Source organism: Parasphingorhabdus sp. (assembly GCF_059726685.1).
Genome location: NZ_AP041068.1, coordinates 2,528,119 through 2,554,657, shown reverse-complemented (window position 1 = coordinate 2,554,657; position 26,539 = coordinate 2,528,119). Strand labels below are relative to the sequence as shown.

General features: G+C 53.9%; 22 protein-coding genes and 1 tRNA gene. 14 read left to right on the top strand and 9 right to left on the bottom strand.

Features of this window, described 5'->3' with window-relative positions; translation table 11 throughout:
• Positions 1–15 precede the first annotated feature (15 nt).
• From AC6I9Z_RS12615 to AC6I9Z_RS12600, 4 genes are all read left to right on the top strand, one after another.
• Complete coding sequence (locus AC6I9Z_RS12615) at positions 16–3,303, top strand: autotransporter domain-containing protein (RefSeq protein WP_461456152.1); 3,288 nt, start codon at positions 16–18, stop codon at positions 3,301–3,303.
• 171 nt (positions 3,304–3,474) lie between these two features.
• Complete coding sequence (locus AC6I9Z_RS12610) at positions 3,475–4,764, top strand: 3-methyl-2-oxobutanoate dehydrogenase (2-methylpropanoyl-transferring) subunit alpha (protein WP_461456151.1); 1,290 nt, start codon at positions 3,475–3,477, stop codon at positions 4,762–4,764.
• 8 nt (positions 4,765–4,772) lie between these two features.
• Positions 4,773–5,786, top strand: coding sequence for an alpha-ketoacid dehydrogenase subunit beta (locus AC6I9Z_RS12605; RefSeq protein WP_461456917.1), 1,014 nt, complete (start codon positions 4,773–4,775; stop codon positions 5,784–5,786).
• Positions 5,783–7,084, top strand: coding sequence for a dihydrolipoamide acetyltransferase family protein (locus AC6I9Z_RS12600; RefSeq protein ID WP_461456150.1), 1,302 nt, complete (start codon positions 5,783–5,785; stop codon positions 7,082–7,084). The genes AC6I9Z_RS12605 and AC6I9Z_RS12600 overlap by 4 nt, the downstream gene beginning before the upstream one ends.
• Positions 7,085–7,231: 147 nt before the next feature.
• On the opposite strand, the gene AC6I9Z_RS12595 is transcribed toward AC6I9Z_RS12600, so the two are convergent.
• The 4 genes from AC6I9Z_RS12595 to AC6I9Z_RS12580 all read right to left on the bottom strand — a co-directional run bounded on the left by AC6I9Z_RS12595 (position 7,232) and on the right by AC6I9Z_RS12580 (position 15,078).
• Complete coding sequence (locus AC6I9Z_RS12595; RefSeq protein WP_461456149.1) at positions 7,232–12,274, bottom strand: hypothetical protein; 5,043 nt, start codon at positions 12,272–12,274, stop codon at positions 7,232–7,234.
• A 117-nt stretch (positions 12,275–12,391) separates the two neighbouring features.
• On the bottom strand, positions 12,392–13,492 hold the full coding sequence (locus AC6I9Z_RS12590) for a hypothetical protein (RefSeq protein WP_461456148.1): 1,101 nt from the start codon (positions 13,490–13,492) through the stop codon (positions 12,392–12,394).
• Positions 13,493–13,559: 67 nt separating this feature from the next.
• A complete protein-coding gene (locus tag AC6I9Z_RS12585) occupies positions 13,560–14,048 on the bottom strand; it encodes a hypothetical protein (protein WP_461456147.1) in 489 nt (162 codons plus the stop codon).
• 10 nt (positions 14,049–14,058) lie between these two features.
• Positions 14,059–15,078: a hypothetical protein gene (locus AC6I9Z_RS12580; protein WP_461456146.1), complete on the bottom strand. Its 1,020-nt coding sequence runs from the start codon at positions 15,076–15,078 to the stop codon at positions 14,059–14,061.
• Positions 15,079–15,516: 438 nt separating this feature from the next.
• On the opposite strand from AC6I9Z_RS12580, the gene AC6I9Z_RS12575 reads away from it, so the two are divergent.
• A tRNA-Asp gene (locus AC6I9Z_RS12575) sits at positions 15,517–15,593 on the top strand.
• A 27-nt stretch (positions 15,594–15,620) separates the two neighbouring features.
• On the opposite strand, the gene AC6I9Z_RS12570 is transcribed toward AC6I9Z_RS12575, so the two are convergent.
• The 4 genes from AC6I9Z_RS12570 to AC6I9Z_RS12555 form a co-directional block, all read right to left on the bottom strand.
• Positions 15,621–15,872: a DUF2842 domain-containing protein gene (locus AC6I9Z_RS12570; RefSeq protein ID WP_461456145.1), complete on the bottom strand. Its 252-nt coding sequence runs from the start codon at positions 15,870–15,872 to the stop codon at positions 15,621–15,623.
• Complete coding sequence (locus AC6I9Z_RS12565) at positions 15,869–16,453, bottom strand: 5-formyltetrahydrofolate cyclo-ligase (RefSeq protein ID WP_461456144.1); 585 nt, start codon at positions 16,451–16,453, stop codon at positions 15,869–15,871. The genes AC6I9Z_RS12570 and AC6I9Z_RS12565 overlap by 4 nt, the downstream gene beginning before the upstream one ends.
• Before the next feature lie 211 nt (positions 16,454–16,664).
• Positions 16,665–17,030 carry a cell division protein ZapA gene (locus tag AC6I9Z_RS12560; protein ID WP_109356806.1) on the bottom strand — a complete coding sequence of 122 codons (366 nt, stop codon included), beginning with the start codon at positions 17,028–17,030 and terminating at the stop codon, positions 16,665–16,667.
• Between the two features lies 1 nt (position 17,031).
• Complete coding sequence (locus AC6I9Z_RS12555) at positions 17,032–17,223, bottom strand: hypothetical protein (RefSeq protein WP_109356807.1); 192 nt, start codon at positions 17,221–17,223, stop codon at positions 17,032–17,034.
• A gap of 196 nt (positions 17,224–17,419) precedes the next feature.
• Here AC6I9Z_RS12555 and tkt point away from each other — a divergent pair, with 196 nt between their 5' ends.
• From tkt to thiE, 7 genes are read left to right on the top strand one after another with little or no spacing between them, the layout of a single operon-like run.
• Positions 17,420–19,399, top strand: coding sequence for a transketolase (gene tkt, locus AC6I9Z_RS12550; protein ID WP_461456143.1), 1,980 nt, complete (start codon positions 17,420–17,422; stop codon positions 19,397–19,399).
• Positions 19,400–19,436: 37 nt separating this feature from the next.
• Positions 19,437–20,441: a type I glyceraldehyde-3-phosphate dehydrogenase gene (gene gap / locus AC6I9Z_RS12545; RefSeq protein ID WP_461456142.1), complete on the top strand. Its 1,005-nt coding sequence runs from the start codon at positions 19,437–19,439 to the stop codon at positions 20,439–20,441.
• Positions 20,442–20,459: 18 nt separating this feature from the next.
• Positions 20,460–21,650, top strand: coding sequence for a phosphoglycerate kinase (locus AC6I9Z_RS12540; protein WP_461456141.1), 1,191 nt, complete (start codon positions 20,460–20,462; stop codon positions 21,648–21,650).
• Positions 21,647–22,150, top strand: a complete 504-nt coding sequence (locus AC6I9Z_RS12535; protein WP_461456140.1) for a GNAT family N-acetyltransferase — start codon at positions 21,647–21,649, stop codon at positions 22,148–22,150. The genes AC6I9Z_RS12540 and AC6I9Z_RS12535 overlap by 4 nt, the downstream gene beginning before the upstream one ends.
• A gap of 15 nt (positions 22,151–22,165) precedes the next feature.
• Positions 22,166–23,059 carry a fructose bisphosphate aldolase gene (locus AC6I9Z_RS12530; protein ID WP_461456139.1) on the top strand — a complete coding sequence of 298 codons (894 nt, stop codon included), beginning with the start codon at positions 22,166–22,168 and terminating at the stop codon, positions 23,057–23,059.
• 11 nt (positions 23,060–23,070) lie between these two features.
• The gene (locus tag AC6I9Z_RS12525) at positions 23,071–23,748 is read left to right on the top strand and encodes an O-methyltransferase (protein ID WP_461456138.1); all 678 of its coding nucleotides are present in this window, start codon (positions 23,071–23,073) and stop codon (positions 23,746–23,748) included.
• A gap of 12 nt (positions 23,749–23,760) precedes the next feature.
• Positions 23,761–24,387, top strand: coding sequence for a thiamine phosphate synthase (thiE, locus tag AC6I9Z_RS12520; protein ID WP_461456137.1), 627 nt, complete (start codon positions 23,761–23,763; stop codon positions 24,385–24,387).
• A 19-nt stretch (positions 24,388–24,406) separates the two neighbouring features.
• On the opposite strand, the gene AC6I9Z_RS12515 is transcribed toward thiE, so the two are convergent.
• On the bottom strand, positions 24,407–24,652 hold the full coding sequence (locus AC6I9Z_RS12515) for a hypothetical protein (RefSeq protein WP_461456136.1): 246 nt from the start codon (positions 24,650–24,652) through the stop codon (positions 24,407–24,409).
• A 431-nt stretch (positions 24,653–25,083) separates the two neighbouring features.
• On the opposite strand from AC6I9Z_RS12515, the gene efp reads away from it, so the two are divergent.
• Together efp and AC6I9Z_RS12505 are read left to right on the top strand one after the other, a co-directional pair.
• The gene (efp, locus tag AC6I9Z_RS12510; RefSeq protein ID WP_461456135.1) at positions 25,084–25,644 is read left to right on the top strand and encodes an elongation factor P; all 561 of its coding nucleotides are present in this window, start codon (positions 25,084–25,086) and stop codon (positions 25,642–25,644) included.
• Positions 25,645–25,656: 12 nt separating this feature from the next.
• Positions 25,657–26,475 (top strand): inositol monophosphatase family protein, encoded by an 819-nt coding sequence (locus tag AC6I9Z_RS12505; RefSeq protein WP_109356816.1) that lies wholly within the window; start codon positions 25,657–25,659, stop codon positions 26,473–26,475.
• Positions 26,476–26,539: the final 64 nt, after the last annotated feature.

The window sequence follows — 26,539 nt, the reverse complement described above, 5'->3', positions numbered from 1 at the left end:
TTAGGGAGAGCTTGAATGTCGTTTTCTGTCTTTAGCCGTTCTTTATTTATAACCGCATCTTCAACAGCGTGTCTTGCCGGATTGGCTGTGCCGGCTCAAGCGCAGACGGGACCAAGTATCGCGGACACTTCCGCCCAATCCCGCCCCGTAATGGTTGAAAATGCTCCCAGTATTGTCATTCGGGATGATCTCACATTGGACGACCCGCCCCCGGTAGGTGTTTTCGATAATATTGTTGATGTGACGGGCGTGGGGCAGATGACGGTGCGGCCTGATCAAAATACAACTGGCTTAGGTTTGTGCACCGGCAGTTTGATTAACCCTCGCACGGTCATATTTGCGGCCCACTGCGTGAACGACCAAGCTGCGGATAGCTATGGCTTTGCCTCAGGTGGAACGGCAATTGCCTTTGGCTTTAGCGCTGATAATCTTCCTGCCGTTCGTCGTTGGGTTGGACTTGATGGCGGTACCGCAAATCAGACGGACGTGGATTTCAACATCTACAATGTTGAGCAGGTCTGGTATGATGAGCGTTCCATACCTACCGGATTTTTAGAGGCAGATGTCGCGCTCGCAACGCTTGATACACATGCTGACGGTGTCCCAACCTGGACACTTTTGTTTTCGCCATTGAGAGAAGAAACGCACGGCGTAATAAACGGATATGGAGCAAGAGGACTGGGGCCCGATGGCTCCAATCTCGGCATTGATTTTCGCCGTCGTATTGCAGAAAACATGATCTCATCCGCCAGCTCGCTGGACGATAGGAATAATTTTCTCTTTGGACCTGGTGACCCGGCATTGCCGCAGACCCTTTATAATACGGATTTTGATAGTCCGGCGGGAGAAGCGGTTTTTGATCCGGAAAATGGCTTGTTCGATTTTGATCTGTATGACGGAGCTGCCTTGCCGCGCGAAGGAACAACAGCAGGCGGGGATTCTGGGAGCGCATTGGTTGCTGACGAGCTTTTCGACAAACCGGTCATTACATCCGTGTTGTCTGGTGGTTCGAGGTTTTTCGGAAGCGAGGATGACCCCAATCCGGAACTGACATTCCAACCATTCTCATCCTATGGCACGCAAAGTTTCTATCAGCCACTTTATCTGTTCTGGGATCAGATTGTTGCAAACAACAGTTACGTCTATGCTTCCAGTCGTGCCGGCACGCGCAACTGGATGAACCCACGTCATTGGGTTCAGGATATGGATCCGAACTATGCCATCAGCGTCGATGGAGACCTCGTAAATGCTCTGCCGGGTTTTGAAGCTCAGGGCGTTACCGGCGACACACCGAAATTTGGGAATGTTTGTTTCCTTGATGACTGTCTCGACCTTTCAACCTTAAGCGTCGAGTTTGATGAGGGCACTCCGAATAGCGTCTTTATTGAAGGTGGCCCTGGAAGTCGGAACTTCGTCCCGAACAACGTAGTCGCTGATCCATCAGCTGGTGTCCGCGCCCGCTATTTTGAAGTAACACTGGCAGCCATTGGCGCAACAAGGCTACGTGATGACGTAACAATTGATCGTCTGAATTTAGAGGGCGCAGCGCGGTTAGATATTCGCAGGCGAGGAAACCTGAAAGTCTGGGGAGATTATACGCAGACTGGCGGTTGGCTTGATCTTCGCGGTACTCTTACGACGGGTGAGGCTTTTCTTGGTGTAGGGTTATTGACCGGGAATGGCCTTTTCGATCCCACGTTCCTGACCTCTGTAAATGGCTCGATAGCGCCAGGCCGCGACTTTGGTGATACCGGCACCTTAACAATCGCGGGGGATGTCATCCTTGCTTCCGGCACGTTGTCAATTTTTGACGTTAGCCGGACCGGCAATGACAAGCTGGCTGTACTTGGTGATGCCGACAATCTTGGTATCATTTCCTTGGGAGGTACCGCCGCGGTAGTCAATGCCTTCGGCCGCAACAGTGCGAGGTTTGGTCAAACCTTTGAAATTGTCACAGCCGAAGGTGGTGTGGAAAACACCTTTGACGACGTTGTTGGAAGGATTGGTGTACTTTATCCAGAGCTGATTTATGGTCCCAATAACGTAACCGCGAGAATGCGGGCTATCCGTTTCTCTGATTTCTTCAGCGGAAATGGCATTATCAACCCATTTTCATTGGCATTTGCCAGTGCGCTAGACGGCGCTCGAAGCAGCTCTTACAACGATCTGTCCGACGTCTTCGGTTTGATTGATGTTATGGAAGCCAGTCAGTTAAGTGCGACCTTCCAAAATCTCTCGGCATCTCAAGCCGGGCGGACGACGACACTCGATCAGCAACAAGGCGCCGCCATGCGTAATCTGGTATCCGATCGTCTGTCGTTGCTTGGTGCCAAAGAAGGTGTGAAAGGCAAGATCAGGATCATCGGTGCTCCGGGAGTCCTGAACAGTCGCGAACTCACCAATAGCTCAGCTTCACAGCTAAGCTTTGCCGGAAACTACCAGTCTTCCAACTGGAATGCAGTGCAACTACCTGAGAACATGAGTGGCTTTATGTCGGCTGGATATGATCAGTCTGCATTGGCATTTGGTGGTAATGGTGCGCAAGACAAACAAGGAAGCTGGCATATTGCCATGGGCCTGGAATTTGGCTTGAATGATCGCGCCACTCTCGGCACTGCCTTTGGTTATGCTGACGGTGCTCAGCAAGTTAGCGGAAGTCTGGCGAATGTTGAGACCAACCAAGCGTCTGTCTACGGTAATTATCGTCTCGGCGGGAATTTCTATATCGGCGGGCAAGCGTCGATGTCACATTCCCGGATTGACTCGGACAGCAGGATAACCGGTGCAGTTGCTCTCAGCAGTCTGGATACCAGTTCCTTGGCATTCGCGAGTGAGGTTGAAGCTGGCTACAACATCGATGTAGATGGTTTGCTACTGACACCACGTGCCAGCATCGGCTTTTCATCCTACGATGTTAATGGGTTCCGTGATAACGCCGGTAGTCTCGCTATGGCTGTGGATGAGATTAGTCGTTCTGGTCTGGAAGCCAAAGTCGGATTGAAAATATCCGGCAGCACCAAAATGGGTTTTGCCTCGGGATGGTCATTCCAGCCTGAGATGAAGCTGGACTATGTCAACCGGATTTCCGGAAATGACACGAACTTTAGTGTGCGTTTCCTGGATGCAGAAAACCTGCCGTTTGCATTGCCCATTGGTTTGCAAGATGCATCTTATGGCGAGATGAAAGGCGGATTTAACCTGACCAATGGTCCATTGAGCTTTGGTGCGGCTATTGAAACCCGAATGGGGCAGCAAGTCTTCCGCGATGACCGTGCAGTCGTAAATATGTCTGTGCGCTTCTGAATGTAGACATCGCTCAACATAAAGTGGAAAAGGGGTGCAGATATCTGCGCCCCTTTTTTAGTCCAGCGGCATAGGACAGATATATTGACCTTTTTGGAAAGATGAAATATTATAACAAAAGATTGAAATAAATATTGCGCTGCAACAATGTAGTGAAGCAGGAGATTTTGGATGGCTGACGACAATAGCAAAACCAATTTACCGCCATTATCCCTGCATGTTCCTGAACCGAAATATCGCCCGGGTGATACGGTTGATTATAGCGATGTAGACATACCAAGCGCAGGTGATCAACCGCGTCCCGATGTCAGTAGTGATCCGGCAATCATGCGTGAAATGGTGTATGATATGGTCCGGGTGCTGGATGAAGACTATAAAGCAGTTGGGCCATGGGATCCGAAGCTTTCTGATGACACGCTGCTCAAGATGCTGAAAACCATGGCACAAGTGCGAGCGTTTGACGACCGGCTACACCGCATGCAGCGACAGGGCAAAACCAGCTTCTATATGAAATCCACGGGTGAAGAGGCGACTTCAGTTGCGGCAGCCATGGCGCTGCATAGCGATGATATGTGTTTTCCTAGTTACAGGCAACAAGGGATACTTTTTGTTCGCGGTTATCCGATGGTGGACATGATCAACCAGATTTTCTCTAACCGGGAAGACAAGTTGAAGGGTCGACAATTGCCGATTATGTATTGTTCGCGCCGGTTGGGTTTTTTCTCCATATCCGGAAATCTGGCGACCCAGTATCCACAAGCTGTTGGATGGGCGATGGCCAGTGCAGCCAAAGGCGATACGCGTATTGCGGCGACCTGGTGTGGCGAAGGATCGACAGCGGAAGGCGACTTTCACAGCGCCATGACCTTTGCGACTGTCTACAACGCGCCAATCATCATGAACGTCGTGAACAACCAATGGGCCATTTCTTCTTTTTCAGGTTTTGCCGGCGGAGAGCGAACAACCTTTGCGGCACGGGCTGCAGGTTATGGCATTGCCGGCTTGCGAGTGGATGGCAATGACCCATTGGCGGTTTATGCCGCAACCCAATGGGCGGCGGAACGGGCGCGAACCAATAATGGCCCTACATTGATCGAGCACTTCACCTACCGTGCGGAGGCACACAGCACATCTGATGACCCGAGCGCTTATCGCAGCGCGCAGGAGCGCGAAGAATGGCCTTTGGGCGATCCGATTACACGATTGAAGCGCCATTTGATCCATCGCGGTGTTTGGAGCAAGGGGCAGCATGAAGCGCTCGACAAAGAATGTATTGAGGCCGTGAAAGTGGCGACCAAGGAAGCCGAAAAAAACGGCATTTTGGGTCATGGTCTGCACCAGCCGTTTGAAACCATGTTCCAGGATGTGTTTGAAGAAATGCCTTGGCATCTGAAAGAACAGAGCGAGCAAGCGAACAAGGAACGGGAAATCAAATGGCCAGATGCGGAGGCATCTAGATAATGACAACTATGAACATGATAGAAGCCATTAACAGTGGCCTGGACAATATGATGGCGCGCGATGATGATGTTGTCATCATGGGCGAAGATGTCGGCTATTTTGGTGGCGTTTTCCGGGCCACAGCAGGACTTCAGGAAAAGCATGGCAAGACGCGGTGCTTCGATACGCCTATCAGCGAATGCGGTATTATCGGTGTGGCCGTCGGCATGGCAGCTTATGGGATGCGGCCTGTGCCAGAGATCCAGTTTGCAGACTATATCTATCCCGGGCTAGACCAGCTTGTGTCCGAAGCGGCGCGTTTGCGTTATCGGTCTGCGGCTGAGTTCACCAGCGCGATTACGGTGCGCTCGCCCTTTGGTGGCGGCATTTTTGGGGGACAGACGCATAGTCAGTCGCCGGAGAGCATGTTTACGCATGTTTGTGGTTTGAAGACGGTGATTCCGTCTACCCCTTACGATGCCAAGGGGCTGCTGATTTCGGCTATTGAAGACAATGATCCGGTGATGTTCTTTGAGCCCAAGCGGATATATAATGGCCCATTCACCGGCTATTATGACAAGCCGGTCGAGCCTTGGTCGAAATTTGAATCTTCAGAGGTTCCCGAGGACTACTACAAGATTCCGATTGGCAAGGCGAACATCGTACGGGAAGGCGATGCTGTTACGGTGCTGGCTTATGGTACGATGGTGCATGTCGCCAATGCAGTGGTTGAAGAACATGGCATCGACGCAGAAGTCATCGATTTGCGCACGCTTGTCCCGCTGGATATCGAGACGATCGAGGCATCGGTGAAGAAGACCGGGCGCTGCCTGATCATTCATGAGGCGACGCGGACCAGCGGATTTGGCGCTGAACTGTCCGCTCTAGTGCAGGAGCGTTGCTTCTACCACCTTGAGGCACCGATTGAGCGGGTTACCGGATTTGATACGCCTTACCCACATTCGCTGGAATGGGCTTACTTCCCGGGACCGGTCCGGATTGGCGAGGCTTTGGATAAGATAGTCGGGGAGCTGACATCATGAGCATTTACACTTTCAACCTGCCGGATATTGGAGAAGGCATTGCCGAGGCGGAGATCGTTGCGTGGCATGTGAAGGTTGGGGATCGGGTCGAGGAAGATGACCAGATTGCCGACATGATGACTGACAAGGCAACCGTTGAAATGGAAGCGCCTGTATCGGGAACGATTGTAGCTGTTGCCGGGGAAGAGGGTGACATCATTGCGATTGGTTCGATGCTGGTTCAGATTGAGGCGGAAGGTGACGGAAGTGCCGCGGAATCGGTGCCTTCCGAAAGTGATGCAGAGGCTGAAAGCGACGCTATGACGTCGCCTCAAGAGATTGAAATAAAAGAAGAAAGCAAGCCCGAGGCCGAAGTTCCCGCGCCAACACCCGAAGGTGACAAAACCGTTACGGAACCACCCAAAAGTGACGTCATGACAGCAGAAAACGCACCATCGGCCAAGGTTCTCGCGACCCCCGCTGTGCGCAAACGCGCTGCGGATATGGGGGTCGATCTGAGCCTTGTGAAGGCCCAGGGTGAGCATATCCGCCACAGCGATCTCGATGCCTATCTCAGCTATGGCAGCGGGCAGGGCTATCGGCCCGCTGGCGCTTCCCAGAAGCGTGATGACGAGACGATCAAGGTCATCGGCATGCGCCGCAAGATCGCGCAGAACATGGCGGAATCGAAGCGTCATATTCCGCATTTTTCCTATGTCGATGAAATTGATATGACGGCGCTGGAAGACATGCGCGCGGACCTCAATGCCAATCGCGGCGACCGGCCAAAGCTGACCATGTTGCCCCTGATGATCGTCGCCATTTGCAAATCATTGCCGCAATTTCCGATGCTCAATGCCACTTATGACGACGAGGCAGGCCTTGTGACGCGTCATGGCGCTGTGCACCTGGGCATGGCCACACAGACCGAACAAGGCCTCATGGTGCCCGTTATACGGGACGCACAGGACAAGAATATCTGGCAATTGGCGGCAGAAATCGGCCGTTTATCGGCTGCTGCGCGCGATGGCAGCGCAAAGGCTGACGAATTGTCGGGATCGACGCTAACATTGACGTCTCTGGGGCCTTTGGGCGGTATTGCGACCACACCGGTGATTCAGCGCCCGCAGGTCGCGATTATCGGTCCTAACAAGATCGTTGAGCGCCCCATGATCATTGACGGCGAGATTCAGGCGCGCAAGCTGATGAATCTGTCGATCTCGTGTGATCACAGGGTCGTGGACGGCTATGATGCCGCCAGTTATGTGCAAGCGCTCAAGCATTTGCTCGAAACACCTGTATTGTTGTTCGCTGATTGACCCCAAGGCTTCGAAACATAGCGCAGCACGCTTAGTAAAGCTGTCACCTCCCCAAAGGTTCCGGCCCTGCTAAAGTTAGGTGCTGATCCGATCAGCTTTATTGATCCATCAACTGAAAGGTGACGGATGTATGACGCAACTAACCCCTTAAAGCCCCAGGTTTCCTAAGGTTTGCTGGTCAAATTTCAGGCGGAAGGTGATGAAGGGACCATCTCTGGTATAGCGACTTTCTTCAAAGTCACGGTCTTCAAAACCCACCACATTATAGCCGAGCGAGATATAGCCATTTTTAAACGGCGTGATCCCGATGCTCGGTCCTCCGCTATAGGCAATCGTATCAAAATCCGTGCCTATACGCGCAGTCGCCTGTCCGCCGATATCAATGGTGTCGGAAAGGTCGAACTTGACGTCCGCGCCGACCACATTGCTCCAGCCTTCGACATCATCTTCACCAAATTTATCGAAAACATAGCGGCTTCCCCAAAAGAAACTATATTCTCCGGCTTCGGTAAAGATGCCGTCATCCGCGTCAATCGGCGTATAATTGACGCTTAAACTATTGATAATTCTACGAGAAGTTACGTCACCATTGACGAGCAGCGGCGCGCCGCCAATCGGTCCGGACGTGCCCGCGGTCGCATTGCGCACGCGGTCTTCGCGAAATTCGAGTTTTTCGAGCCACGACCACTGACTGTCTGCCGGGCGATGGGCCCAGCTGGCTTCCGCTTCGATCACCCTTGTGCTGGTGCCGGTTTCGTCTTCGGCAACAAAGATGCTGCCCAAGGCGCCTAGGGAACTGCCTTCACCGATTTGTTTCAAAACGGCAGAGGTGAAGCCATAACGCTCGCTAATATCTCCATCGCGATATTCGGCGCGGGATACCCAACTCCAGTCATCATTTCTGAAGGTTGCCCCGGCGGTGACCGCGACGAAATCTTCCGTCAACGCGCCATCATTACCCAGGAAACCACCCGAAGCGACTGGTTGTTGATCATTAATCACATCGCCGCGGTCAAAACCCCCCAAGGTTTCGTTGCCGTCGAGTGAGAAATCGATCGTCCACTTGTCGTCGAGCGGAATAGACTGAGTCAGGCCGTAAGCCGCAAAGGTGCGCGGGCCAAATTCGGTAATTTCCTGTTGATTGGCGCTAACGACCGCTCGCGCTCCGTCCCATGGTGCAACATCGACACCAATGCGTGCCGTGCGCGCATCGATATTTTCGCCATCGGCAATTTCATAAGTACCGACCAGCTTGATATCGTTGGTGATCGCGTAGCGTGCGGTGACAGAGTGACGGGCCGGGAAGTCGATACTTTCATCCTGTCCGCCAAGCGCGAATTCGGTTTGCGCATCGAGTTCCAGCTTGCCGTCAAACAGTCTTTGCGTCGCACCAAGCCGTGCAAGTGTAGAGCGATTGACGCTGCCGTCCGACAATCTGTCTTCGGCATGGACGACGCCGGCGCGCAGGGCCGTATCATCGCTACGATATTCGATTTCCGCTGTGCCAGAGCGCCGACGGGCATCGGTGGTCAGGAAGTTTTCCTGATAACCGCTAGCGGCAAGCGACAGTTTGTCACTCAGACGCACCCGCGTATCGATGCCGAATTTGCGTGTGCCGCTTTCGGCCGCGTTGAGCTGACCCAGGCCAAAGCCTGCGGATTGCTGACGCACATAGGCGAGTACATCGAAATTGGAGCCATGATGCTCGGCCTCGACCAGCCAGGCGACGGCGCTATCCGCACCGCGCGGCTCACCGTTCAGCACATCGGCGGTTTTGTCTTCGCTGTCACTGGAAGCCACCTCTGCGCGGAATTCCGTTTTCAGATTGGGCCGGTAGCGGACATCCACGCCGACGAGATCGCTTTTAACGCTTTCATTCTCGTCATGGATCGCGGTTGCGCCGATTTTGAATTTCTTGTCCTTGGACTCGTAAGTCAGACGGCCACCAGCGTTGAGATCGCGGCCACCAACACCAAGCACCTCATATTCGGCGATGATGAATTGCGGATCGAGACCGCTGCTGCGGCTTAAAATCGGTTCGCGGAAACGCAAGGTGCCAGCGAGATAGTCGATATCATAATCGATATGACGCGTTAGTTCTTTGCGCTCGACGATACGGTCCGAACGCAGGCGGTCACGCGTTTCCAGCGTAATACGCTCGCTGTTCGCGATGATATCACGGGTGGAGAGGGCATAAGGGCCAGACAGGCCATTGCCCTGAATTTCCTCACGGCGGAAACGATTGGCGGCGTCCGCGCCAAAGGCCAGCGCGCTGACCTGATCGCTGCGATATTCGGCTTTCACACCGTTAAACGCGCGTTGGTAACGGGCCAGTTCCGGTTCGTTGATGCCGGTTTCATAATCACCGAACAGTGCATAAAATTGCGGCCGTTCAAGTTTTAGATAGAGTCGGCGCACCGATGCGGCGTCGTAGCGTTGCTCGGACCGATCGGCATAAACGGTGTAATAACGGCGCGGATCAATGACACCAGCAAAGCGGGTTTCATCTTCCTCTTTGTCGGTGTCGTAAGACAGCGTCATCAGCCATTTACCGGTGACACGGCCTTTGGCGTAGAGCGCGACACGGCCATCGAGATTGATATTGTCATCATCCTCGGTCAGATCTTCCAGACGCTCGTCGAGGGTGTTGAAACCCACGGTTCCTGCGGCAAAGCCGACCACGGTCCACGGACGATCACCGGGATCAAGCCAGGTTTCAATGCGCTGTTCGCGCGATACTTCGCCATCGCGGAACGGGAATGTGACGCTGACAGAACCGGAAGCCGTTGTCGGCGCGAGTTCGATATAGGCAATGCCCTCATCGCCCTCTACGCGCCATACTGGGGCACCGCGTTCGAGGCCGGAAAGCTGGTTTGCCTGCTGTGCATCCACCTCAATGGCGGGGGCGTAAGGGGCAGGGACGCTGAAGTCTCCGGTTGCGCCGTGATGGGCAGGGCGGCCGTCACGGTCGGTCAGGCGCACGGCCAAAATGGGCCGGGTTACGCCGTCTGCGATCAAAACGGATTTGTCTTTCAGCAGTTCTGCGTTGAGCGGGCTGGCCGAATAGTGGACGTCGCGGGTCAGTTCCTCGACTAGCTTGCCATTCTTGTCCAAAACCCTCGCAACGAGCGTGTTTTTCCGGTTTTTAATATCCAGGCCGCGCCAAATGCTGATCTGTACCGATCCATTGGCGCTTTTCTCTTTGCCCTCATATGATAGCGGATTGACCTTTTCGCCGTTCAAAGAGAGTTCGACTCGTTGGCCCTTGCGATGCTTTACTGCTGCTCGCAGGGACTTAACCCGCGGGTTATAGCCGGTTTCAGGGAAAACAAAGCCGATGCCCGGTGCCTGTCCGGCTAGCCAGTTACGTTCGGCACCAGCAGCTTCCTGATCGGAGAGAATTTCGGGTTTCTCGTATTTTTCGGCAGTCGTTACTTCGCGTGCAGCTACCTTTTTGGCGCGGAAATCTGCGCGTTTCAGCGCGCCGCCACGACCTTCGACAAAGCGCGAAATGTCGCTGCCGGCGGCGCGCGTGTTTTGCGCGCAGTTAATCGGAGCCATATCGGCAGGGAAAGTCGAAGGATCGACCTGAACGACGTGCAATCCGGGCCTGATGCCCTCAAAATGATAGCGGCCGTCTTCATCAGTGACGGTATAGGTTCCGTCCTGCAGCATGACGCGAATACCGCCAATTCCTGCGGCTTTGCGCGGGTCAACGCTGCATCCGCCGTCGGTAATGCGGCCGATAATCGTGAATCTTTCGGAGATGCCGTCCCTTTCTATGCGCACGGGCACACTGGCGACAGGGCTTTCGGCGCCGCGATTGTCGCGCGCCTGGGCCGTGTTGATCGCATCTCCGGGGCTGGCATCCTGACGGACTTCAGCCAAATAGGTGAGTAATCCGCTGCCTGCTGGGGGCAAAGCAGGGACAGTGACAGAGAAATTCTGTCCGTTGGGCTGCACAATGGGCGTTACAAGAGCGCCGTTATAGCGAACAGTATCGATGCGCAGGCGCATCGCGTTCGGCAACTGGTCCTCAATCGTAACTGCGCCGGTTGTGCGCACCGGATCGCTGTTTTGCACGGTCACCCGGTACTGGAGGGCATCACCCGGGACGGCAATCGCGGTGGATACCTCCTTGGTGAGGGTAATCGGCACGCCCGGTCTGTCGAGCGGGACGTCGACGCGCACCGGCGCCGGATCATTCAGCGTGATGATCCCGCCATATGAGCCGTCCACAATGGTGAAGGGCAGGCCGTCCGTTCGCCGGAAGCCGTCAAGCTCCTCAGGCGTGGCCGCCGAGGGCGCCGTATAGGGCGCTGGCGGCTCGATCAGCAGCCTGTACTGGCCGGGACGGGCAAATGGGAAGCGATAGAAGCCTTCAGTGAAATTATACACGTTGCCGCCGCTGTCGGTCACGGATCCGCCGGAAATCACTGTGCTGGGGAACACAGAGACACCGTCATCACCGAAAACTTCAGCTGGCAGGCCCGTGGCAACGTCTATGAGCGTTACCCGTGTGCCATCGACAGGGGCACCATCGCCGCTGTCAAAGGTTTCACCAAAGGGATCAATCAATATCCCGACTTCGACTGTGCCAATGGCACTACCGCTGACCTCATCAATACCAACGTTGAGCATATCGCCGGGCTGCACAGACAGAACGCAATCGCTCTGTACCGGCGCGGGCGGTATCGCTGCGGTATTGATCATGCCAACGAAACGACCGCTATTAATCTCGGTTTCGATGATGTTGATCGTCTCACGGTCGCCAGAAGGCGTCGTGAGGACAACATCGAAACTATCGATAGCGGCACTGTTCAGATTCTTGTTTGGGGCAAGAACTGAAACAATTAGGGGCTCTCCAGCGCGGATGCTGCTCGTTGGGGCGATAGCAGCCGGACTGGTATTGGTTCCAGCGAACGCGCCGCGTAGCTCAACCGGGACATTGCCGCCAGAGCTTCTGCAGATTGTTCCCGGAAGATTAAGCTGTTCCGCGCCTGGCGGATCATCAAAACGATATAAAGTGATCTCAGGCGGCACAGTTGGGGGTGCGACAACCTGAATATCGACGCGATTGGACGGGGTTTGCAAGCGCGTACTGCCAACGTCCCATTCGGCCTCTGCGACATTGGTAATAAGGGGAAAGCTTTGGGCGTGCGCAGGAATCATAGAGGCAGGCGCGATCATCGCTCCTGCAGCAAATGCCAGGCTGACTGGCTTAATAAGATTGGTTAACCAACGCATCCAAAAGGGGGGAGGCGGCGGCTTCCCGAATGACCGGAAAGCCGCCGCAATCCTTGACCTTTAGTCGACCGTTGCCCGGAAGAGCAGCGTTTCGGTAACGCCGGCAGCGACATCGCCGAGATCACCGGTGATGACACCGGATGATTCTGACAAAGTACCTGCGTCGGCATTTACACCCGTGCCATCGCAGGCAAGGGCAGAACGAACACCGTTAGCCGCCGGAATGGTGGCTGGTCCGGATACCGGCGCCGTTGCATAGAATGACAGATCCAGAGCGGAAATATCATCAGAAATGCTGACGCTTGTAGCGGTTGCACTGCCCGTCGCGTTGGTCACGGCGATACAATATTCGATCACCGCACCCGGAATGGATTTCGGGTTGGTGCTGCCGTTTACCGGATCCCACAATACGGAACTGGACTTCACAACGCTGACATTGGCGGCGGAAATCACGAAGTTATCCGTGTCCGATGCCGATGCATTGACGTAGACATTGTCGATATTCGCTGCGTTAACAGTACCATCTTCGGTATTTGCGCCCGCGTTGACGGTGTAGTCACCACCAAGGCTTCCGCCTGTAGCACCCTCTTTGATGGTTGCTGTCAGCGTGATGCCTGCGGCGTCACCGGTTGCAAGACCAAGCGGAATGTCACCGACAACATAGACGGTCGCATTGGCGTCTTCAGCCAGCTCGTCAATGAATGTCGCGGTGTCTTCCGCTGGCTGGTAGCCAGGAGTTGCGCCGGATTCGACGAAGATGAGCAGCCCGGTCACATCAAAATCATCGGTACCGCTAAATGGGGTCGCGGCTCCGGTTGTTTGCTGTGCAGCGCTCAGTTCAAAGTCGACGACATCGTTTGAATCGTTGGTCACCGTGTAGGTCAGGAAGGCCGGATTAGGCGCGCCTGCCGTCTGGCCTGGCGTAACCGATTGGGCAGCACCATTAGCTTCCGAAACGGTCAGGTCGAGCTTACGGTCGACTGTGAACGTGTCTGAATCGGTTTCAGCCGTCTGGGATACGCCGCCAACCTGATAGTTTACGGTGACGTTGTTGGTAATCGCGTCGCCTGCGGTCGTTCCTGCAGCAAATGCCGGGTTTGCACCCAGCATTGCGGCAGTAACAGTGCCTGTGGCAACGAGAAGTTTCAGTTTACTGGTCATTACTGTACTCCTGTTTCACTCTATTGTGGATCGCCTTACCCCCGCGGCGATCCGATACGGTTTGCGGTCATTTTACTGTCCCGCGAAATACAAGTTTTCCTTCCGAACCCACTGAAAGAGAACGATTAAATTTCCACTTGATATGCGTTACGTCGCTCATCAGGGCAGGGCGAACCTCCCCGTTTGTGCGCGTATATGTAAGAGCCGAAAGCGGCCCCCAGTTTTTGCCTCCGTCAACGGAGACAATTTCGGTGCCATCAGACGTTCCATTGAACGCGACCGCTTTGGGGAGCGGGTTGGTGACAGAGAAATCGGTAGCTGGCGTGCTGCCAACATTCTTATATTTGACAACGAAGACGAGATTATCGCCTGGAATGACCGTTTTGGGTTCTTCCAACATCACGGAAGTTTGTCCGTCCGCGTTTTCGATCTTGCGTTCGACAAAAACATCACTGGAAAGCGCGACATTATTGGCAGCCATGGCCACGCCGGGTGTGATCCCCGGAATTGCTAGGGCTGCAAGCATTGCTAAACGTTTCAAAAGATTGATTTTCATCCGATTTTCCTCAATCTATCGTTACTTGGAAAGTGATGGTGCGGGTCTGGCCGCCGGCAACCGTGCCCAGGCTGACTGCAATCTCGCTGCCGTCAAATGACCCGGCGTCAGCATCGGCATCGCTATCGGTCAGGTTTCCGCCTTCCAGAGTGATGCTTTCTGCCGTGTAGGTCGTATCAGTGGGTATATCGTCGGTGATATTCAGGTTGGTCAGGCTGCCTGATCCCGTGATTGTAGCAACGAGCTGATAGGTAATAGTCGCACCTGGAACCGGCTGATTGCCGCCAAATTGATCGGTCACAGTCGCACTTTTTACCAGCGCGACCTGCGCCGCCTGTATCAAGAAGAAGCTGCTTGCTTCGCCGTCGGCGCCGGTTGAACCGACAACGGCGTCACCGCCGCCATCACCTTGACCGGCAAAACTGGTACCAGGCGTGCCGCTTCCTGTAATAGCCACGGCGGACAATTCGACTTCTGCGCGTTGCCCGTCTGTTGCGGACACCGGGATATCCGACAATATAAAGACGTTTACGCTAGCATCTGGTGCCAATACCGGATCATTTGAGCCGGGTGAATAAATCGTATCAACACCGGGATCAAAAACACCATTGTCGTCGGTATCCAGATAGATAACGGCGTTACTGGTATCGAAATCGTCGCCGCCCTTGGCTGTATCGGCTGTGAGCGTAAAGGCTTCATTGCCGTTGCCAGTGTTGGTGACTTGATAGGTTGTAACTTGCTGTGTGGCACCACTATCTGCAGCAATGTCACCCGGGTCGGCTGATGCGACTGTTACATCAAGCAGTTCGTCCACGGTAATGGTTACGGTATTTGAATCGATAACGACAGGACCGCCGGGGCCATCGTAGGACGCTTGGGCGGTATTGAGAATATCCGTGCCAGCTATCGTGCCAGCGGCATTGGCCGCGGACATGCCCACTGTCCCCAGCGTCATGACGGACAGCGTGGCGGCCAGCGTCATGGCACCGCGTTTTGCTATCGCGCCAACAGGCTGAAGACAGCCCGTCAAACATGCTTTTCCTACATAATTCATGAACTTGATATGCAGGAGAAAGGCAAATATTTCGTAAAGATGACGTCAAAAAGTCGTTGCCGTCATTTCAAATAAAATCCATAAAAAACAGATATATAACATATATTTCAGCAGGAAATGTAACGTTTGCTTAATGCCATTTTAACTGTAACGATTTGTAACATATGTTAAACTGTGTAACGCTTTCATCCGAAATGGGGGCTTCGCAAAACCGTGATTTCAAATTGGCCTATTGGGTCAAGTTGACGCCAGATCGGTCATCGGGCTTGCCGGAATTTCGCAATCAAATCAGCGACCCAATAAGCGGGAAGCAAATTTTCTTTGAATCTTTGCAAGAGTGTTGTTGACAGTCAGGCAGAGCTCTTATACTTGCGCTTCTCCACTGCATATCCCGGCGAACATGCCGGTGCATAAGCGGGTGTAGCTCAGTTGGTTAGAGCGCCGGCCTGTCACGCCGGAGGTCGCGAGTTCAAGTCTCGTCACTCGCGCCATTGCCTCAAAAAGAGGTTATTGGCGGTTCAGGAACGGAATTTCCCGGTATTTATCCATAGCAGTAGCGGTTTGATGGGATATATCCAGATTATCCCGGCGATTACGTAGATCGGTAGCTGCAACCAGAAATTCAGATCGCTGATCCAGTCGATCAGGCTAACAACAATACCGCTCCAGATCAAAATGAAGACCAGCATCAAAATCACACCAACAGGAGCGCGCCAATTGGGTGCATCTGGCGGATTGTAAGGCTGTTTCTTGTCCGGATCTGTCGTCATGACGTCATATTAACTCGTTGAATTATCTCAGATTCTGTCACGATCATGTCCAAAGTGACGTCATGAGGCTGCATCGGGATATTATCAGCTTCCTGTACCGACCAGGCAAGGCCAATTCGGGTTGCATCAGGGTGTTTTGCGAAGGTCCGATCATAGTGGCCCTTGCCTTGGCCGAGTCGGCCCATTGATCGATCAAAAGCAATCATCGGGGTTATTATGAGATCTGGTACCACGACTGGACAATCGGCCTTGGGTTCCGCAATATTCTGATATCCAGCTTCTAGCAATTCCATGGTGTCGACTTGCCGGAACTCCAAGGGGGAATCCCCTGTAACTGCCGGAAACGCGATGATTTTTCCTATCTCGATACAATATTCAGCGAGCTTGGCGGTAGGAGCTTCAGAGCCCATTGCGCTGTACATGGCGACGATATTGCTCTGTTCAATCAGTTTGGCCAAAGGCGAGGGAGGGCGTCGGAACGCCAGACCTTTTGTCGCAGCATCCAACTGGCTGTAAAAAGCATCGCGTCGCCGCCTATACTCTTCACGTAATTTCTTCTTTTCATCTGATAAGTTATTCAAAGATAGATCTTTCTTGGAGAAAGGTGACGGGACCGCCAGGGTCGTTTACCGGAAAATCCTCTGACGCCAATTACGTCAGGTGGGCGCCATATGCTTCGAACCCGACTTCCAAAAAGTCCGCAATCCGAGCAGGGACAGCTCCCTTGGATGTTATATCGCCTCAGGGATGTTCGCTTCTGGCTCGTGCCAGGCAGTACCCGTCAACAGCTATCTAGGGAACATTGGCGGTCTGCTCAAGGCTGTTCGCAAAGGCTTCTGCGCGATCTGCCAGTTTTTCCAGCGCAAGGAGCACGCGTTCATCTTCAGCATCGTTGGTTTTCTGGGGCTTACCAGCCGGTGGAATGGCGGGTTGAGGTGCCGGTTCATTGCGGTCGGCATTTTTTGTGGCATGAAGTTCGTCCGCCAGCAAAAGGGATGTGAACAACAGCATCCGGCTTTCGGTTAACCCTGCAGGATCGCCAGCTTCTCCTGCTTTTGCGTCAACCATGGCTCCCAGTTTGCCAAGATGCTCTTCTTCGCCATCCTGGCAGGTGACCATGAACGAACGGCCGCCGATTTCCAGCTTCACCTGTGCCATATCAGCGCTCCTGCCGGGCAATCAGCCCGTCTATCGTATGGATGGCCTGTTTCATTTCTTCTTTCAGCGCCGCGTGCCGTTTTTCCAGCTCTGGATCGACCTGTGGGGCAGTTGTGGCTGCCTTGACCGTTTCTATGCGACTGAGCGCCCGCTCTATGCGGCCGATCGCGAGGATCACTCGTTCGTTTTCCATGACTTGGTTCCGACTTATAAGTTATTGTGTTTCATTGGTAACAATCTCGGGCCGCTGCGTAAACACTAGATCGGTGAAGCGCAGCCTTGACGATATGAGCGCAGGCCATCAAAGGGTGTGTCAAAATGGCGAATCGGTAGATTTCCAATATTCCATCGTTGCCATAATTTGATCACTGCTGGGGGATCCGAAAAACATGGCCGTTTCCGATAAAATTTCCGAAAAAACCATGGCAAATGCCATTCGCGCATTGTCGATGGATGCGGTGCAAGCGGCCAATAGCGGCCATCCGGGTATGCCCATGGGTATGGCCGATGTGGCGACCGTATTGTTCAGCGATTTCCTGAAATTCGACCCGAAAGCGCCAAAATGGGCGGATCGCGACCGGTTTGTCCTGTCTGCGGGTCATGGGTCCATGCTGATCTATTCGCTTCTACACCTGACCGGTTATGAGCGTCCCACATTACAGGATATCAAGGATTTCAGGCAATTATCGTCGCCTTGTGCGGGCCATCCTGAAAATTTCAAACTGGAAGGCGTTGAGGCAACCACCGGGCCTTTGGGGCAGGGCTTTGCCATGGCCGTCGGCATGGCGATTGCCGAACGGCATTTGAACGCGCATTTCAGCGATGATCTGGTGGATCACAAAACCTGGGTTATCGCGGGTGATGGCTGTCTGATGGAGGCAATCAACCATGAAGCGGTTGGTTTGGCCGGACATCTACAGCTGGGCCGCCTCAACGTTTTGTGGGACGATAATGGTATAACCATTGATGGCGGCACGGATTTGTCTACCAGTGAGGATATTCCGGCGCGTTACCGGGCTTCTGGCTGGCATGTGGTGTCCTGTGACGGGCATGATTTTGACGATATTCGCAAGGCGCTCAAAGAAGCGGAAGCCGATCCACGACCATCACTCGTCGCCTGTAAGACAATAATTGGCTACGGCTCTCCAAACAAGCAGGGAACCTCCGCAACCCACGGCGCTCCGCTCGGGGAAGAGGAAATAGCGGCAACCCGTGAGCAATTGGGTTGGAATGAAAAACCTTTTGAAATTCAAGATGATATATTGGCGTCATGGCGACAAATTGGTGAAAAAGGAGCGGTAAAACGGGCGGAGTGGGAAGCACGTTTGAAAGCTCATACTCTTTCTGAAGAGTTTGAGCGTCGGATGTCTGGCGCTTTGCCCGACAGTGGTGCGATGCAGGACTATCTTGATAGCCTGGCACAAGATCCACCCAAAGTCGCTACCCGCAAGGCTTCTGAAATGGCATTGGGTGCGATTACAGCTGCGTTGCCGGAAATGGTGGGCGGCAGCGCTGATTTGACCGGATCAAACAATACCAAGACGGATTCGACCAAGCCCTTGACCAAAGATGATTATTCTGGGCGCTATATCTATTACGGCATCCGCGAATTTGGCATGGCGGCGGCCATGAACGGTATGGCGCTGCATGGCGGTATCATCCCTTATGGCGGCACATTTCTGGTCTTTACCGACTATTGCCGTGGTGCAATGCGGCTTTCCGCCATTCAAAACACACGCGCGATCTATGTGATGACCCATGACAGCATTGGATTGGGTGAAGATGGGCCCACCCACCAACCGATTGAGCATATTCAAAGCCTGCGGGCCATGCCGAATATGCAAGTGTTCCGCCCGGCCGATGCAATCGAGACAGCGGAATGCTGGGCCCTGGCTATCAAGCGGTCGGAAGGGCCTTCGACGCTGGCTTTGACCCGTCAGGGGCTGCCGCCGTTACGCCATGACGTCAGCGTAAACCATTGTGAAAAAGGCGCTTATTTAATGAAACCGGCGGAGAACGCTAAACGCGTTGTGCTGATCGCCACGGGTTCTGAAGTATCGCTGGCGATGGATGTTGCGGCCAAACTGGAGGCAAATGGCGTTGGTGCAGATGTCGTGTCGATGCCTTGTACCGAATTGTTCGATGCGCAATCTGATGATTATAAAGCGGAGCTGCTCGGCGGGTCCGGAACATTGCGGGTTTCCATTGAAGCCGGAACGACCTTTGGATGGGAGCGTTACACCGGACTGGACGGCCTGCGCTTCGGCATAGACAGTTTTGGCGCATCCGCACCGATTAATGACCTGTTCGAACATTTTGGTCTCACCGCAGAGGCGATTACACCACAAATAATGGCAAAACTGGGCTGAAAACAGCAAGAAACTGGAATTCAAAGGAGCAACATTTATGACAAAAGTAGCAATTAACGGATTTGGCCGCATCGGCCGTTTGGTCGCTCGTGCTATATTGGAACGCCCGGACTGCGGTCTTGAGCTGGTTGCGATTAATGACCTTGCTGATGCGAACGCCAACGCGCTTTTGTTCGGATATGACAGCGTCCACGGCCGTTTTCCGGGCGAAGTGAGCGCCGATGGCGACAGCATCATAGTCAATGGCAAGAAAATCGCTGTCACGTCGGAACGCGAGCCCGGCAAGCTGCCCCATGGCGAAATGGGTATTGATATCGTTCTGGAGTGCACGGGCTTCTTCCAGTCGGTGGAAGCGGCGCAGCCCCATATTGATGCAGGCGCCAAACGCGTTTTGATCTCTGCACCGGCAAAAGGTGACCTGAAAACAGTCGTCTATGGCGTGAACCATGACGTATTGACGTCATCGGATGTCATTGTTTCCAATGCATCTTGTACGACAAACTGCCTCGCGCCCGTTGCCAAGGTGCTGAACGACGCGATCGGCATTGAGCGCGGTTTCATGACCACGATTCACAGCTACACGAATGACCAGCGCATGCTCGATCAGATGCACAGCGATATGCGCCGGGCACGCGCCGGTGCGGTTAACATGATTCCGACGACAACGGGTGCTGCTCGTGCGGTGGGTCTGGTATTGCCGGAGTTGAACGGCAAGCTCGATGGTTCCTCGGTTCGTGTACCAACGCCCAATGTAAGTTTGGTCGATTTGGTCTTCACGCCAGGCCGCGATACCAGCGTTGAGGAAATCAACGGAGCGCTGAAAGCCGCAGCTGACGGGCCTATGAACGGTGTTCTCGTCTTTGAGGACAAGCCGCTTGTTTCCAGCGATTTCAACCATCAGCCGGCCAGTTCCTCGGTCGACAGCCTGGAAACATCGGTCATGGACGGCAAGCTGGCCCGCGTGGTGAGCTGGTATGACAACGAGTGGGGATTCTCCAACCGGATGATCGATACCGCGACCGTCATGGCAAAATTGCTCTAAACAGAAAGGTTCTGAGCAATGGCTGGTAATAGCTTTAAAACACTGGATGATCTTGGTGACGTGTCAGGGCAACCCGGACTGGTCCGGGTGGACCTGAACGTCCCAATGGCGGACGGCAAGGTTACGGATGATACGCGACTGAAAGCCGTTGTGCCGACCGTGACAGAGCTGGCCGATCGCGGTGCCAAAGTGTTGTTGCTGGCCCATTTCGGGCGACCCAAGGGCAAGGCGGATATGAAATATTCGCTGGAGCCCGTGGTCGCACCGCTGGCCAAGGTGCTGGGCCGGGACGTCGGCTTCATGCAGATGCCAGATCGCGATACTATTGATGCTTTACCCAATGGTAGCATCGTGGTCGTTGAAAACAGCCGTTTCGCGCCGGGTGAAGAGAAAAATGATCCGGGCATGGCCAAGGCAATTGCTTCTTTTGGCACATTTTACGTCAATGACGCTTTTTCCGCTGCCCACCGGGCACATGTGACAACCGCCGGTCTGGCCGAACATCTGCCAGCCTATGCAGGACGTTCGATGGAACGGGAGTTAAGCGCGCTTGATAAGGCGCTAGGCGATCCAGAGCATCCGGTGGTCGCTGTTGTTGGCGGGGCGAAGGTTTCCAGCAAACTCGACGTTTTGCGGCAAATGGTTGAGAAAGTGGACCATCTGATCATCGGCGGCGGCATGGCCAACACATTTTTGGCGGCGCGCGGCGTTGATGTCGGCAAATCACTGTGCGAGCATGACCTGACCGGTACAGCCAATGAGATACTAGAAGCGGCGGACAAGGCCGATTGCACGGTGCATCTGCCCTATGATGTGGTCGTCGCAAAGGAATTTGCTCCCAATCCGCCAACCCGCACCGTTAATGTGCATGAGGTTGCCGACGATGAAATGATCCTTGATGTCGGGCCAGCAGCTGTCGAAGCGTTGTCCGATGTGCTGAAAACCTGTAAAACCCTGGTCTGGAACGGACCAATGGGGGCGTTTGAAACACCGCCTTTCGACATGGCGACGGTCGCGCTCGCACAAACAGCCGCGGCTTTGACCAAGGAAGGCTCCTTGCTCTCCGTTGCAGGCGGCGGCGATACGGTTGCTGCGCTTAATCATGCCGGCGTTGCCGATGATTTCAGTTTTGTATCCACCGCTGGCGGCGCATTTCTGGAATGGATGGAAGGCAAGGAATTGCCGGGCGTAAAGGCCTTGCAACGATGAATATCCGGCCTGCAGAAGATAGAGACAGGCCGGTAATCGCCGAAATCCATGCGCGCAGTTGGCAGGAAAATTATCGGGATTATTTGTCTGAAGACCTGCTGGACAATCAACTTTCCGGAATGATGGCAGAGCGTTGGCGCAATGCTGAGATTGGTCCGCAGGACATCGTTCTGGTAGCCGAAGATGATCGGGTTCAGGGCTTTGTTGCGGTCTGGGATGAAGAGATGCCCTATATCGATAATCTCCATGTTCGCAGCGAGGGTCGGTCCAAGGGCATTGGTCGCAAACTGCTTGCCGCAGCTGCCCGTGCAGCCAAGGCAAATGGCCGCAAAGGAATATGGTTGCATGTGGTAGTCGGTAATGACCGTGCCCGCCGCCTATATACCCGTTTGGGCGGGGCTCCGGACGGAATTGAAGACAAAGACCTTTATGGGACCATGGTTCCCAATGAACGTATCATATGGCGGGATATCGATATCCTCGTCGAACAATCTAACTGAACGAGGACGAATTTCATGCATGATCCGAAGATGATGGACAAAATCGAAAATGGCGCAGGATTTATTGCGGCTTTGGACCAGAGCGGAGGGTCTACGCCAAAAGCGCTGAAAGGCTATGGTGTCAATGAAGATGCCTATTCCAACGATGACGAGATGTTCGCCCTGATCCACGGCATGCGCAGCCGTATCGTGACTGCACCAAGCTTTGGCGGCGGAAAAGTCATCGGCGCGATCCTGTTTGAAAAAACCATGGACGGCGAAGCGGACGGGAAACCGATACCGACACTGCTTTGGGAACGCGGTGTCGTGCCATTCCTGAAAGTGGACAAAGGTTTGGAAGATGAGGCCGACGGTGTTCAAATGATGAAACCTAATCTCGGTCTTGGCGAATTGCTGGAACGTGCCAAAACAAAAGATGTGTTTGGTACAAAGATGCGTTCGGTTATCAATCTCGCTTCACCAACCGGAATCGCAGCGATTGTAAAACAGCAGTTTGACGTCGCCAGCCAGATTCTGGATCACGGCCTGATGCCGATGATTGAGCCTGAGGTGAACATAAAGAGCGCCGAGCGCGCCCAATGCGACGCCATCTTGCTGGAAGAGATCACGAAGCAGCTTGATGCGCTTCCAGAAGATCGCAAGGTCATGCTGAAACTGTCGATCCCGGCCGAAGCCAATCTCTATGCGCCGCTTGTCGACCATCCCCGGGTGGCCCGTGTAGTTGCCCTTTCTGGCGGGTTTTCACGCGATGAGGCTTGCACCGAACTGGCCAAAAACCGTGGTATGATCGCAAGTTTCTCTCGTGCTTTGCTGCAGGATCTGCGTCATTCCATGACCGACGAAGAATTTGACCAGTCGCTGGGCACCGCCATTGATCAGATCCACAAGGCTTCGACCGTCAAAGTATAAGGGAACAGCACTTGGCAAAGTCCGATCCAAGTTGGTCAGATGTGGATGACTATATCGTCGAGCATTTGATCGGTAACGATCCGGCGCTCGACGCCTGTCTGGCTGCCAATGCACGTGAACACCTTCCTGCCATAGATGTTTCGACCACTCAGGGGCGGATGCTGGAGCTGCTTGCGCGCGGTGTAGGCGCAAAACGCATATTGGAAATCGGAACCCTGGGCGGATATTCAGCCATCTCGCTGGCACGTGCGTTGCCGGAGGATGGTCATCTTGTTTCGTTGGAACTGGAGCCTGAATATGCCGCGCTGGCCAGAAGCAATATCGAGAAAGCCGGGCTGGCGCCCAAGGTCGAAATAATAGTCGGTGAGGCGGTGAAATCACTCGCAGCGTTGGAGGCGGGTGATGCATCCCGGTTCGACTTTGTTTTTGTTGACGCGGACAAAGAAAATTATGCGGCCTATCTGGAACATGCAATTCGTCTTTCCCGCCCCGGAGCCATGCTGGTTTTTGACAATGTCGTTCGAGAGGGTGAGGTTATCAATGCCGATAGTTCTGATCCCAAAGTGCCCGGCACACGTGCGTTGTACGGCGCTTTGCAAGACCATCCTCTCGTCGATGCCACGGCTATTCAAACGGTCGGTTCAAAAAAATGGGACGGGTTTCTACTCGGCATTGTTCGGGATAATTGAGGGGTAACAACCATGACTATACCATCCTGCCAACTGTACCTGATTTCACCGCTTGATGTCGGTGGTGACTTTCCGGAGCGGTTGCAACAGGCTTTGGAAGCGGGGCCTGTTGCTGCTTTCCAGTTTCGCGTGAAGGATGTCGAGCAGGGCGAAGCGGAACGTTTGGCTGAACCACTTAAAGAGATCTGCGATGCGCATGATGTCGCTTTCATTGTGAATGACGATGTTGATTTGGCCAAGCGTCTCGCAGCCGATGGTGTCCATTTGGGGCAGGGCGATGGCGACCTGAAAGATGCTCGGGCTGAATTAGGCGATCAGATGCAAATCGGCATAACCTGCCACGACAGCCGGCATCTGGCGATGGAGGCCGGGGAGGGCGGTGCCAATTATGTTGCTTTTGGTGCGTTTTTTCCCACCACGACCAAGGAAACCCATCACCGGCCAGAGGTCGATATATTGAAATGGTGGTCAACGATCATGGAAATTCCCTGCGTTGCCATTGGGGGGATTACACCGGATAACTGTCAGCCGCTGGTTAATGCGGGTGCCGATTTTCTGGCGGTCAGCGGCTCGGTCTGGAACGATCCGGAGGGTCCGACATACGCGGTCAAACGTTTCAATGAAATATTGGCAGGCTAAGCCATCGAACGGACAGCGCTCAGGAAGAGCTTTCGTTCACCCCGATATTCGATTCAACATATTGTTCCAAAAACTGGTCTTTGGAAGGTGGTGCAAAATTTGGCAGTTGTTCCAAATCTCTAACATATTCAGGGAGCGGTATAGTGGAACGCACCATGCCATCACTAATGGAATAGCCGAAAAGGCCAGACGCAACCGGATCGCATGGGTCCGTTTCTTCTGGGGGCTTGTTTCGATCGGGTTTCAGGATTTCTGCTTGCGCCATATCCGTTAGTTACATTGATGTCAGTGCGCTGTATTGTATGAAAAAGACATAACGGCAGATATCAAGCCGCAATCGTTCAGGGTCTGATGACAAAAAGTCCCTTACGTCCTCTCAGGAAGTTTCTCACGAAACTCTCTTCCGAAGGAATTCCGAAATGCGGCATGCGTTCGATCTCGCTCAAAAAGCCGTCATGGCATGCCGGTGACGAATTGGGCACAGGTGCTTCGGTCCCGCTGAATAAACCAGCAGCGGGAGCAGTTGTTTCTTCGGGCGACACCGGATCCGGGACATTTTCCATTATCTGGCGCGTAGATTGTGCTTAGGGGAATGTATTGTATGAAATCGCCATATCCGGTCTTCGCTATGCTTGCCTATCTTCGTTCGCCGTTATAGAGGGCCGCAACACAAGATTTCCGAAAGCGAGACGTTCCATGAAGATCAGCGGTGTAGATATCCGTCCCGGCAACATATTGGATTATGAAAACGGCCTGTGGAAGGTCGCTAAGATTCAGCACACCCAGCCCGGCAAAGGCGGTGCATATATGCAGGTGGAAATGAAGAACCTGGTGGATGGCCGCAAGACCAATGTCCGTTTTCGCAGCGCTGATACAGTCGAGAAGGTTCGGCTGGATACCAAGACGTTTCAGTATCTTTTTGCCGATGATGATATGCTGACTTTCATGGACAAGGAAAATTACGAGCAAATTACATTACCTACAGATTTGCTTGGTGATGCGGTTGAGTTTTTGCAGGACGGTATGGATGTTCAGCTTGAGCTTTACGAAGAGAAACCGATTTCCGTGCAGTTGCCGGACCAGATCGAAGCCGAAATTGTGGAGGCCGATGCGGTGGTCAAAGGCCAGACCGCTTCGTCGAGCTACAAACCTGCGGTTCTCGACAATGGCGTACGTGTCATGGTGCCGCCATTTATCTCGGCCGGGACGCGGATCATTGTTGATGTCTATGCCCGCGAATATGTCGGCAAGGCATAGCAAGAGGATTACATGCCAGCACATTCCGCCCTTATAACCGTCATGGAACGCGCCGCGCGCAAGGCGGGATCACGCCTGCGCCGCGATTTTGGCGAAGTAGAGCATCTTCAGGTGTCCAAAAAAGGCCCGGCTGATTTTGTATCCAAAGCCGATATGCGATCCGAACGCATTCTCTATGATGAGTTGATGAAGGTGCGCCCGGGCTGGGGCTTTGTGCTTGAAGAAGGCGGCATGATTGAAGCTGAAGAAGGCAAACCGCGCTGGATTGTTGATCCACTCGACGGCACCAGCAACTTCCTTCACGGCATACCGCATTTTGCGATTTCCATCGCTGTGCAAGAACGGTCCTATGATGGACAGGGCTGGGGCAAGATTACCAGCGGTCTGATTTACGAGCCGGTTTCCGACCAGACATGGTGGGCGGAAATGGACAAGGGCGCTTATCTGGGTGACAAGCGCTTGCGGGTTTCGGCTCGGCGTGACCTGTCCGAGGCGCTGATCGCCACGGGCATTCCTTTCAAGGGGCATGGCGACTTGGCCGAATGGTCACGCATTTTCGGTTCCATTGCACCGCAAGTGGCGGGAATCCGCCGCAATGGTGCAGCTTCGCTCGATCTCGCCTGGTTGGCTGCTGGCCGCTATGACGGTTTCTGGGAAGCCGACCTGCAGGTTTGGGATGTCGCGGCGGGCATATTGATGGTCCGTGAAGCCGGCGGTTTTGTAAGCGATTATACCGGCGGTGACCAACCGATCGGGCAGCGTGAAATATTGGCCGCGAACGAGGCACTGCACAGCAAGTTGCACAAAATTCTGGCGAGGTCGCTGCTGTAACAATGTAAACAGCAATAGATAGCGCCAATTCTGGCCATTTGGCCCTTGCAGCTTGGTGAGCCTA